Genomic DNA, 11,678 nt, shown 5'->3' on the forward strand with positions numbered 1-11,678 from the left:
CCCACACCACAGTGGGATCAGTCATCACCTTGGTGGCCGGTCCAGTGCGCTGCACGGAGTGCATGACGACGAGACGGCAGGCGACACGGTCTCTGCTGACCGCCGCGCCGGCCGACCGGCCGACCGCGATCGTGTACGACAACGACATCATGGCGGTGGCGGGGCTGGCGGTCGCGGCGGAGATGGGGCTGCGAGTGCCGGAGGACGTGTCGCTGCTGGCCTGGGACGACTCGCAGCTGTGCCGGCTGACGCATCCGACGCTGTCGGCGATGAGTCACGACGTACACGGGTTCGGGGCGGAGGTGGCCCGGACGTTGTTCTCGGTGATCACCGGGGGTGAGGGCGGGTCGCATCCCGTGCCGACCCCTGTGCTGACGCCTCGGGGGTCCACTGCGCCGCCTCGGTAGGGGTCCGTACGGGGGGTGCGAGCCGTCGTGGGTTGCTCGCGCCCACGCGGCGACAGCCGCAGATCGGGCACAGCCCCGGGCCCCTGAAATGCTGGGTGCCGCGCCACCCGGAGGTGTGACCTTCAACGCTCCGCCTGTCAGGGGTGTGCAGCAACGTTACTCATAAGTAGCATGGGCCTGAGCGCGCGCTCAGCGCATCGCAGCAGCAATGCAGATCCTGACCCTGGAGGAGAGCCATCGTGCCTCGTACCGTCAGGGACGTCGTCTTCGTCGACGGCGTCCGCACCCCGTTCGGCAAGGCGGGCCCGAAGGGCATCTACCACGAGACCCGGGCCGACGACCTCGTCGTGAAGGCGATCCGGGAGCTGCTGCGCCGCAACCCCGGACTCGACCCGAAGAAGATCGACGAGGTCGCCATCGCCGCGACCACGCAGATCGGTGACCAGGGCCTGACCATCGGGCGCACCGCCGGGATCCTCGCCGGTCTCCCGCAGTCCGTGCCGGGCTACTCCATCGACCGCATGTGCGCCGGCGCCCTGACGGCCGTCACCTCGGTCGCCGGTTCCGTCGCCTTCGGCGCCTACGACATCGCCATCGCGGGCGGTGTCGAGCACATGGGCCGTCACCCCATGGGCGAGGGCGTGGACCCGAACCCGCGGTTCGTCTCCGAGAAGCTGGTCGACGAGTCGGCTCTCTTCATGGGCATGACCGCGGAGAACCTGCACGACCGCTACCCGCAGATCACCAAGCAGCGCGCCGACGAGTACGCCGTGCGCTCCCAGGAGAAGGCCGCCAAGGCGTACGCCAACGGCAAGATCCAGGCCGACCTGGTGCCGGTCTCGGTACGCCGCACCTCCCCCGAGGCCGGTGAGACGGGCTGGGGCCTGGTCACCGCCGACGAGCCGATGCGCCCGGGCACGACCCTGGAGAACCTCTCCGGCCTGAAGACCCCGTTCCGTGTGCACGGCCGGGTCACCGCCGGTAACGCGGCCGGTCTGAACGACGGCGCCACCGCCTCGCTCATCGCCTCCGAGGACTTCGCGCGCGAGCACGACCTCCCCGTGAAGATGCGCCTGGTCTCCTACTCCTTCGTGGGCGTCGAACCGGAGGTCATGGGCTACGGCCCGATCCCGGCGACGGAGAAGGCGCTGGCCCAGGCCGGCCTGTCGATCTCCGACATCGGCCTGTTCGAGATCAACGAGGCCTTCGCCGTCCAGGTGCTGGCCTTCCTCGACCACTACGGCATCGCCGACGACGACGAGCGCGTCAACCAGTACGGCGGCGCCATCGCCTTCGGTCACCCGCTGGCCTCCTCCGGCGTCCGTCTGATGACGCAGCTGGCCCGCCAGTTCGAGGAGCAGCCGCACGTCCGCTACGGCCTGACGACCATGTGCGTCGGCTTCGGCATGGGCGCGACGGTCATCTGGGAGAACCCGCACTTCGAGGGGGACAAGTGAGCACCACCGCCGAGCTTCTGAAGCAGGCTTCCGAGCTGTTCCCGGACGAGGTCGTCACGAGTGCGCACGTACGCCACTTCGACCTCCCCGCCGGTGCCGGGCGTTTCGCCCTGATCACCCTGGACAACGGCCACGACCACACCAAGCCGACCACCTTCGGCCCGGCCTCGCTGGCGAACCTGAACGCCGCCATCGACCAGGTCGAGAAGGAGGCGGCGGACGGCGAGATCATCGGCGTCGGCATCACCGGCAAGCCGTTCATCTTCGCGGTCGGCGCCGACCTCAAGGGCGTGGAGATCCTCAAGGAGTACGAGCACGCGCTCGCCATCGGCAAGGGCGGCCACGAGGTCTTCAAGCGGCTCTCCAAGCTGGCCGTGCCGACCTTCGCGTACTACAACGGCGCCGCGATGGGCGGCGGTGTCGAGGTCGGCCTGCACTGCACGTACCGGACCGTCTCCTCGGCCGTCCCCGCGTTCTCCCTGCCCGAGGTGTTCCTGGGCCTGGTCCCGGGCTGGGGCGGCTGCACGCTGCTGCCGAACCTGATCGGCCCCGAGAAGGCCGTCTCGGTGATCATCGAGAACAGCCTCAACCAGAACAGGCAGCTCAAGGGCAGGCAGGTCTACGAGCTCGGGATCGCCGACGCGATCTTCGAGGGCGCGGACTTCCTTGAGCAGTCGCTGATCTGGACCGCCGCCGTCCTCAAGGGCGAGCTGGAGATCGAGCGCCCGGTCATCGACCGCGGCGAGGCCTGGGACCAGGCCGTCGCCAAGGGCCGCTTCATCGCGGACTCCAAGGTGCACGGCGCCGCCCCGGCCGCCTACCGGGCCCTGGACATCATCGCCGCCGCCAAGAACGGCGACCTCCAGCAGGGCTACGACGCCGAGGACAAGGCCCTCGCCGACCTCATCATGGGCGGCGAACTGCGCTCCGGCATCTACGCCTTCAACCTGGTGCAGAAGCGCGGCAAGCGTCCCGCCGGTGCCCCGGACAAGAACCTGGCCCGTCCGGTCACCAAGGTCGGTGTCGTCGGCGCCGGTCTGATGGCCAGCCAGCTCGCGCTGCTGTTCCTGCGCCGCCTGGAGGTGCCGGTCGTACTGACCGACATCGACCAGGAGCGCGTCGACAAGGGTGTGGGCTACGTCCACGCCGAGATCGACAAGCTGCTCGGCAAGGGCCGTGTCAACCAGGACAAGGCCAACCGCCTCAAGGCGCTGGTCTCCGGTGTGCTGGACAAGGCCGAGGGCTTCTCGGACGCGGACTTCGTCATCGAGGCGGTCTTCGAGGAGATCGGCGTCAAGCAGCAGGTGTTCGCGGAGGTCGAGGCGGTCGCCCCGGCGCACGCCGTCTTCGCGACGAACACCTCCTCCCTCTCCGTCTCGGAGATGGCGTCGAAGCTGAAGAACCCCGAGCGGGTCGTCGGCTTCCACTTCTTCAACCCGGTCGCGGTCCTCCCGCTGCTGGAGATCGTGCGCGGCGAGAAGACCGACGACGCGTCCCTGGCCACGGCCTTCGCCGTCGCCAAGAAGCTGAAGAAGACCGCGGTCCTCACCAAGGACGCCCCGGCGTTCGTCGTGAACCGCATCCTGACCCGCTTCATGGGCGAGATCCAGAACATCATCGACGAGGGCACCCCCGTCGAGGTCGCCGAGAAGGGCGTCGAGCCGCTCGGTCTGCCGATGTCGCCGCTGGTACTGCTGGAGCTCGTCGGCCCGGCGATCGGCCTGCACGTCTCCGAGACGCTCAACCGGGCGTTCCCGGAGCGCTTCACGGTCTCCCCGAACCTCGCGGCCGTCGTCAAGGCGGGCAAGCGCGGCTTCTACGTCTACGACTCCGGCAAGCCCGAGCTCGACCCCGAGGTCGCCGCGCTGCTGAAGCAGGGCGACAGCGTCCTGACGGAGCAGCAGGTCCGCGACCGCGTGCTCGACGCGGTGGCGCAGGAGATCGGCATCATGCTCGACGAGGGCGTCGTCGCCGAGGCGCAGGACATCGACCTGTGCCTCATCACGGGCGCCGGCTGGCCGTTCCACCTGGGCGGCATCACGCCGTACCTGGACCGCGAGGGTGTCTCCGAGCGGGTGAACGGCAAGAGGTTCCTGGCCCAGGGCGTCGCGAGCGTCCCGGCGTAACGCGATACCCCTGAGGGGGGTGGGGCGTACGGTAACAATCCGTGCACCCGCCCCCCTTTCTGTATGCCGCCACGGATAGGATCCTCACACAATCCGACCATTGTTTACCCGACTCTGACGGTCTCCACCCAAGACCGCAGGGTGCCCCAGAAGGAGTCCTGCGTGGCGTCCCCTCGTCGCCGAACACCCCGACGCCGGGTCTGGCCCAAGATCAGGCTCCTGCTCCTCGTGGCGGTCGTCGCCGCAGGCGGCACGGCGCTCTATCCCGTGTGGAAGGCCGCGAACCCGGATCCGCCCGAGCTGAAGGTCCGCTACCGGACCGACACCCCGGCGACGGCGACGGCGGCCAAGCCGTCGCTGGAGGTCTTCAACGACACGGACAAGCCACTGCCGTTGAGCGATGTGACGCTCCGGTACTGGTTCACCGCCGACGGCTCCGCGTCGTACGCCTTCAACTGTGTCAACGCCGTCTTCGGCTGCTCCAACGTCGCCGGCCGGATCGTCGCGATGGACAAGCCCACGGACACCGCCGACCACTACCTCGAGGTCCGGTTCACGACCGCCGCGGGTGACCTGAAGCCCGGTGCCAACAGCAAGGGCATCGACCTCCAGCTCTTCCGTACCGACCACGAGAAGCTCAAGCAGTCCGACGACCGCTCCTTCGACGCGGAGATGACCAGCTACAAGGAGGCGGAGAACGTCACCGCCTACAAGCGGGGCGTCCTCGCCTGGGGCGTGGAGCCGGACGGCACCAAGGCGAGCGACGAGAAGAAGACGGCGGCGAAGGCCGCTCCGGAGCCGCCGGCCGCCCCGCCCTCCGGGGTGCTGTTCGACGACTTCACGTACCAGGGCCCCAAGGACCCGGCCCTGTTCAAGCACGGCTGGCTGGTCCGCACCAGCAAGGGCGGCCCGGGCGTCGAGAGCACCTGGTCGGCGAAGGGTGTCAGCTTCCCCACCGCCGAGGGTGCGCACGCCGGCGGCCAGGTGCTGAACCTGCGGGCGAGCACCGACGGCACCAAGGCCGGGACGAAGCAGGCCAGCCTCGGCACGGCCGCCAGCAAGTTCCGCGACGGCACCTACGCGGCCCGTATCCACTTCAGCGACGAGCCGACCACCGGCGACGCCGGCGACCACGTCAACCAGACCTTCTACACCATCGGCGGCACCGGCTCGAAGTACAGCGAGCTGGACAACGAGTACATGCCGAACGGCGGCTGGGGCCGACCCGGCCCCAAGCTCGACACCGTGACCTGGTACGACCACAAGACGAACGACCGGGTCTACGAGACCACGAACAAGAGCCTCGACACCTGGCACACCGTGCTGATCAGAGTGAAGGACGGCGTCGTCGCCTACTGGCTCGACGGCAAGAAGCTCTTCCTCAGCAACGGCAAGTACGCCCCGCGCGCGGACATGTCCGTGAACTTCAACCACTGGTTCATCGATCTGCCGTTCAAGGGCGAGCGCGCCTGGGACATGAAGGTGGACTGGCTCTACTACAACGCGAACGACACCCTGTCGGCGAAGCAAGTGCAGTCCGCTGTCGAGGACTTCACCGACGAGGGTATGAACTACTTCGACACGGTTCGGGAGTCCCGGTGAAGAACAGGCGGTCAGGCGCCCACAGGCACGCTGCCGAGGCAACGGAGAACAAGCCGGTGGTGAGCAGGCGCTCCGCTCTGCTGATGGGCGGTACAGGAGGCGTCGCCATGGCCGGCGGCGGCGCGTGGCTGGGCAAGGTGGTGGCACAGCCCGCCGCCGCCCCGGCCGCCGGGGGCGGCATCGGAGGCCTCACCACGCCTCCCCTCTACGCCCCCTCCGGCCGCCGCCCCAAGTACCGCCGGGCCAGTTGGTCCCAGCAGTTCCAGTCGGGCCACGGCTGGACGCCGGGGGGCGCGGGCACCGCGTCGGCCGAGGCGAACGACAAGTCCGCCTTCGTCCGCGGCACTCAGTCGGTCCGGGTGACCACGAACGGCACCGGCAAGCAGAGTTACGTCCGCAAGACGGGCCTGCCGGCGATGAGCCTGACGGGCAAGATGATCCGGCTGGTCTTCCGCGTCGACGACGTGACGAACCTGGCCAAGTGCGTCTTCTACCTGGGCAGCGGTTCCCTCGCGAACCACTTCGCCTGGACGCACCACGTCCACTCCAAGACCTCGGCGAACTACGTCCAGTCCGGGGAGTGGGTGACCGTCCACCTCCAGTGGGCGGACGTCAACGCGGCGGCGGGCACGTACTCCATCGGCGCCAGCGGCAAGCCCTCCACGAAGACCGGCTTCACCGACATGTCGTTCGCCGTGTACGACAACGCGGGCGGTCCGGTGACCTACCGGCTCCAGGCCGTCGAGCTGATACCGGACACCGTCTCGGTCTTCCCCAAGGGCGTCGTCTCCATCACCTTCGACGACTCCCACAAGTCGGTCCACGACCTGGCCCGGCCGGTCATGGACCGCTTCGGCTTCCCCGGCACGGTCTACAACATCGCCGACGCCATCGGCACCGGCAGTTTCCTGACCCTCGACCAGATGCGGTCGATGCAGGACTTCTCCGGGTGGGAGATGGGCGGCCACTCGTACGCGAACGCCGTCCACACGGCCAGCTACCCCAAACTCACCGCCGAGCAGGCCGACGACGACTTCCGCAAGCTGCGCGAGTGGCTGGTGTCCAACGGCTTCACCAGCGAGCACTTCGCCTATCCGCACGGCGCGTTCCAGAAGACCTCCGACGGGGTCCCGGTCGACCAGATCGCGAGCCGGCACTTCACCACGGCCCGGTCGATCATCTCCGAGACCATCGAGTCGTTCGCCCCGGCGATGCCCTATCGCCTCAAGGCGCTGACGGGCATCAACGACGGCACGGGCATCGGCGGCACGGCCCTGTCGAAGCTGACGGGCGCGGGCGGCAAGCTCGACCGGTGTGTCAACAACGGCGACTGGCTGATCCTCTGCCTGCACAAGGTCGTCGACGGCACTCCCAGGACCAGCACCGAGATCGGCACCGCGGGCCTGGAGGCGCTGATGAAGGCGATCGAGGACCGGGACATCCCGGTACTGACGGTCGAGGAGGCCATGGCCTCCTACACCTGAGGTCCGGACACACAAGAGAGGGGCGGCCCCCGGCCGCCCCTCTCTGCGTTCCTCTACGCCTCTACCAGCCGCCCTGCCCGTAGCCGCCCTGGCCCTGACCCCGGCCCTGTTGCCACGAGGGGTCCTGGGGCGGATAGCCGCCCTGCTGCGGCCCGTGGCCGCCCTGGCCCGGGTAGTACTGCTGCTGGTCGTGGTGCCCGGGGTGACCGCCCTGCCACTGCTGCTGCCCGGCCGGTTCCGGTGACCCCCAGCTCACGCGCTGCTGCGGAACGGCCGCGTGCTGCTCCTCGTCGTACCCGGGGATCGGCTGCGGCTGGGAGGGGATGCCGCCCGCGGGGCGCGGCCGGGTGCGCAGGGCCACGCCCTCCAGACGCATCAGCTGGAGCGTCTCGGTGACCTTCTTGTCGGAGTACGGGTCCTCTTCCTCGAAGATCTCCGTCACATCGCCCTCGTGGTCCCCGGCCACGGACACCTCGACACCGCCCTGGCGGGTGCCCCAGCTGCCCTTGTGCAGGGTGAACAGGGCGTAGAAGCGCAGCGGGGTCAGCAGCGTCAGCTGGATCACGCCGTAGATCGGCGCGAGCAGGAACATGCCGAAGCGCTTGACGAAGCCCATGCCGCGACGCGGGAAGTCGAGGTAGCGCACATTGCGCAGGTAGCCCATCAGCACCATGAAGACCAGGTAGTCGCCGATGTGGTTGACGAACTGCTGGGGCTTGATGATGGGCAGGATGACCATGGAGTAGAACATCGCCGAGCCGAAGACCAGCCACAGCGCGAGTTCCATGCAGGTCAGCCAGAAGGCCGGCCGGTACTTCTTCTGGTGCCGGAACGCCCACAGCGACTCGCGGAAGAAGGACTTGTTCCAGCGGACCTGCTGGCGCAGGAAGTGCGGCAGCTTCTCGGGGACGGCCGTGTAGCCCACGGCGGTCTCCTGGAAGACGACCTGGCCCTCCATCAGGCAGTAGTTGGTCATGCGGCGGTCGTCGCCGAAGACGGCCGGCTTGCCCAGGAACTGCTGGTTGAGGAAGTCCGGCAGGTACTTGCGCACCAGCGTGCCGCGGTACGCGGAGAGCGCGCCGCAGCAGCACAGGACCGACTTCAGCCGGGAGTAGGCGGCCCGCTCGAAGAGGAACGAGTTGCCGTAGCGCAGGTCCTGGAGGCGGGTGAAGATGTTGCTGTCGTGGTTGAGCGCCAGCACCATGCCGGTGGAGGCCATGATCTTCTCGTCGGCGAGCGGCAGCAGCAGCTCGCGCACGGTGTCCCGGGACAGCACGGTGTCCGAGTCGACGCAGAGGAAGATGTCGGAGTACGGCGCGGCCTCGAAGCCCAGTGCCAGCGCCTCGCGCTTGCCCTTGTTCTCGGGCTGCACGCTGACGGTGTACTTGACGCCCTTCGCCTCGAACTCGCGGCGCATCCTCTTCGCCGCCCGGATGCCGGAGTCGTTGGCGCTGGCGTCGTCGATGATGTGGATCTCGTTCGGCAGGCGGCTCTGCGCGAGGAGGCTGCGCATGCCCTGCTCGAACATCACCGGGTCCTCGTTGTAGATCGGGATGACCGCGGTGACCCAGGCGTTCTCCAGGTACTCCAGCTCCTCCCGCCCGGCCTTCGCCGGACGGTAGAAGAGGGCGCCGAACATCTTCAGGGCCAGCAGGCCCATGGCCCCCATCGAGTACAGGTGCAGCGAACCGGCGTCGAGCCGGGTGGCGATGAGCGCGGCCAGGCCCAGGAAGACGAAGTACGAGACCTTCAGATGCCGCCGCTTCCGGTGCGCTCGACGCCCACCGGAGTCGACGGCACCGGGTATGAACGTATCTTCGGAAGTCACAGCTTGACCACCCGCGGGTGGTCGGCGGACTTGCCCCGGGTGTCGAAGAGCGCCCGGGCGCGGTCCGCGAGTTCGTCGAGGTCGATCTCGCGGTGCGGCTGGAGCAGGATGGTGAGGTCCGCGGTCTCGGCGGCGGCGAGGTAGTCCGCGGCCCGCTCGACGGGCTCACCGCCGACGCGCCAGTCCTCGACGCGCGGGTCGAAGTAGACGAGTTCGGCGCCGCGGGCCAGGAGGTTCTCCGCGACGGCCAGAGCCGGGCTCTCGCGCTGGTCGGAGATGTCCGGCTTGTAGGTCACGCCGAGCAGCAGGACCCGGGAGCCGCGCACGGCCTTGCCCTGGTCGTTGAGCAGATCGGCGGCCCGGTTCACCACGTGCACGGGCATCCGCTGGTTGATCTCCTGCGCCAGCTCCACGAACCGGAACGGAATGCCCAGCGAACGCACCTTGTACGACAGGTAGTTGGGGTCGATCGGAATGCAGTGCCCGCCGACGCCGGGGCCCGGGAAGAACGGAGCGAAGCCGAAGGGCTTGGTGGACGCGCACCGAATGGCATCCCACAGATCGACGCCGATCTCACGGCAGAACATCGACATCTCGTTGACGAGCGCGATGTTGACGTGCCGGTACGTGTTCTCCAGCAGCTTGGCCATCTCGGCCTCGCGGGTGCCCTTCGCCTCGACGACCCGGTTCACGAACCGCTCGTAGAGGGCTCGGGCGGCCTTGGTGCAGTCGGCCGTGATGCCGCCGACGACCTTCGGCGTGTTCTCCAGACCGAAGGAGGGGTTGCCCGGGTCGATGCGCTCCGGGGAGAAGGCGAGATGGAAGTCGATACCGACCCGCAGCCCCCCGGCCTCCAGGCGCGGCCGGACGACCTCGTCGGTCGTGCCCGGGTACGTCGTCGACTCCAGGACCACCAGCGTGCCGGCGGTGAGGTGGGCGGCGATGTCGTCGACGGCGGCGTGCACCGCGCCGAGGTCCGGGGCTCCGTGCTCGGTGAGCGGCGTGGGAACGCACACGACCACCGCGGCGGCACCGGCGATGACCGCGGCCTCGTCGACGGCCTCGAAGCCCTGTTCGCGCATGGCGCGCACTTCGGAGTCGGTGATGTCGTCGATGTGTGAACGGCCGGCGTTCAGTCCGTCGACCACCCGTCGGCTGCGGTCGAGACCGACCACCTTCAGACCCGCGGCGGCGGCGGATCTGGCCAACGGCAGCCCCACGTAACCGAGTCCGACAACGACAAGATCCACCGTGGAGGATCTGCTCACGACATCATTCCCCAACCCCGTTGCAACGGCGTCGGCCAGACGCAGCAGCAACCGGCCCCCCGAGCAAATCGAACAAGTCCGAAGAGGTTAACAAGACCTTCACTTTTTGACCACGTTCACCCGAGGTGCGCCTTGTCACGCACACATCTGTACAACCCTCGACGCACCTTGTGTGTCTGCTGCGTCAAGAGCCTCAAGATGAAGAGGTCTGTTCCGTTTCTGACGGGGTCAGATCTCCCGCCAGGCCTCCAGCGCGAGCCCCGGCTCGTCCTTGCGCCGGGTGAGCAGCACGGTCCCCGTCGAGGGCGACACGGAGGCCGCGACGACCTCCCCGTGCTCGTCGAGCGCCACCGACACCACGGCGTCGGCGGGCAGTTGGGGCCCGGACCCGGTCCACCAGGCACCGGCCGACTCCTGCTCCGTCGGATACGCGGCGAAGGCGACCCTGCCGCTAGCCGACCGCTGCGCGAGCACGGTGCAGTCGTGCCCCTCGATCTCGCACCGTACGGCGGATACCGGGCCGGGGCCCGCGGACTCCAGGAGGGTCGCCGGCTTCTCACCGGGGCGCCAGGCGCACAGGTCGCCCGAGCTGTCGGTGAAGAAGAGGGTGGTGTGCTCGGCGGACGTGGCGAGCGCGCGCAGGGTTCCCGGGCGGACGGGCACGTCGACGCCCTCGGCCCGCACCGGCCTCTTCCCGTCCCCCTCCTGCCGCCAGTGCAGGATCCCGCCGGGGACGGAGGCGTACAGCTCCACCAGCCCCGACTCCCCCGTCACGGCGGCCAACTCGCCCTCGACGTCCTGCCCTTCGAGGTTCTGCCAGGTGCTCCAGCCGCCCTTGACCTTCTGGTTGCGCAGGCTGACCCCGCCGTTGGTGTTCCGAACGAAGACATAGCCGCGCCCCGCTCCGTCGACGGCGACGGCCGGCGGGCCGGTCCGGTCGCCCTTCTGGTCCGGGTGCCCGATCGGGACCCAGTCCAGGGCCGCGAGCCCGGGCCGGAAGTGCGTGGAGTGCACGAGCCCCGACTCCCCCGGCACGGTGGGCCGCCAGGCGGCCAGGTGGGCGTATCCGTCCCTGCCCTGGCCGACCGCCGCGCCCGGGTGCAGCTTCTGGCTGCCGCCGACGGTGCGGGGGACGTCCTCCCAGGGGCCGGCGGGACCGCGTTCCGCACGGCACAGGACGGCGTCGCCGGAGGGCAGGTAGACGGTGAGGCGGCCGTCGCGGCCGCGGATGAGCCAGTCGCCGTTCACCTGTTCACTTTATGCGCCCGGCGGGGCCCGGCGTGCCGCCCGGCCCCGCCGGGCGCCCATCTGCCGTGCAACCCTGGCCACATGAACGCCAACACGCCTGTCCTGGTCGTCGTCGACGCGGCCAACGTCGTCGGGTCGGTGCCGGACGGCTGGTGGCGGGACCGCCGGGGTGCGGCGGAACGGCTGCGCGACCGGCTGGCGTCGGAGGGAGTCCCCGCCGTCTCGGGCCCGGTGGAGATCGTCCTGGTGGTGGAGGGG

At 69.2% G+C, this 11,678-nt stretch carries 7 protein-coding genes and 2 pseudogenes; 6 read left to right on the top strand and 3 right to left on the bottom strand.

Annotated elements, in window-relative coordinates:
• Positions 1–77: 77 nt before the first annotated feature.
• From C1J00_RS28100 to C1J00_RS28120, 5 genes and pseudogenes are all read left to right on the top strand, one after another.
• Positions 78–407 (top strand): annotated as a pseudogene (locus C1J00_RS28100) (substrate-binding domain-containing protein); the annotation flags it as partial.
• 239 nt (positions 408–646) lie between these two features.
• The gene (locus tag C1J00_RS28105) at positions 647–1,864 is read left to right on the top strand and encodes a thiolase family protein (protein ID WP_102911807.1); all 1,218 of its coding nucleotides are present in this window, start codon (positions 647–649) and stop codon (positions 1,862–1,864) included.
• The gene (locus C1J00_RS28110) at positions 1,861–3,990 is read left to right on the top strand and encodes a 3-hydroxyacyl-CoA dehydrogenase NAD-binding domain-containing protein (protein ID WP_102911808.1); all 2,130 of its coding nucleotides are present in this window, start codon (positions 1,861–1,863) and stop codon (positions 3,988–3,990) included. Before C1J00_RS28105 ends, C1J00_RS28110 begins: the two co-directional genes overlap by 4 nt.
• A gap of 162 nt (positions 3,991–4,152) precedes the next feature.
• Complete coding sequence (locus tag C1J00_RS28115) at positions 4,153–5,592, top strand: cellulose binding domain-containing protein (protein WP_102911809.1); 1,440 nt, start codon at positions 4,153–4,155, stop codon at positions 5,590–5,592.
• 59 nt (positions 5,593–5,651) lie between these two features.
• A complete protein-coding gene (locus C1J00_RS28120) occupies positions 5,652–7,076 on the top strand; it encodes a polysaccharide deacetylase family protein (protein ID WP_245936534.1) in 1,425 nt (474 codons plus the stop codon).
• Between the two features lie 61 nt (positions 7,077–7,137).
• On the opposite strand, the gene C1J00_RS28125 is transcribed toward C1J00_RS28120, so the two are convergent.
• The 3 genes from C1J00_RS28125 to C1J00_RS28135 all read right to left on the bottom strand — a co-directional run bounded on the left by C1J00_RS28125 (position 7,138) and on the right by C1J00_RS28135 (position 11,420).
• Entirely contained in the window at positions 7,138–8,904 is a 1,767-nt protein-coding gene (locus tag C1J00_RS28125) for a glycosyltransferase (RefSeq protein ID WP_102911811.1), read from the bottom strand.
• Positions 8,901–10,172, bottom strand: a complete 1,272-nt coding sequence (locus C1J00_RS28130) for a nucleotide sugar dehydrogenase (RefSeq protein WP_102911812.1) — start codon at positions 10,170–10,172, stop codon at positions 8,901–8,903. Before C1J00_RS28130 ends, C1J00_RS28125 begins: the two co-directional genes overlap by 4 nt.
• 228 nt (positions 10,173–10,400) lie before the next feature.
• Positions 10,401–11,420: a PLL family lectin gene (locus tag C1J00_RS28135; protein WP_102911813.1), complete on the bottom strand. Its 1,020-nt coding sequence runs from the start codon at positions 11,418–11,420 to the stop codon at positions 10,401–10,403.
• 81 nt (positions 11,421–11,501) lie between these two features.
• On the opposite strand from C1J00_RS28135, the pseudogene C1J00_RS47085 reads away from it, so the two are divergent.
• Positions 11,502–11,678 (top strand): annotated as a pseudogene (locus tag C1J00_RS47085) (NTP pyrophosphohydrolase); the annotation flags it as partial.

Source organism: Streptomyces cahuitamycinicus (assembly GCF_002891435.1).
In the GTDB taxonomy this organism is placed as follows: Bacteria; Actinomycetota; Actinomycetes; order Streptomycetales; family Streptomycetaceae; genus Streptomyces; species Streptomyces cahuitamycinicus.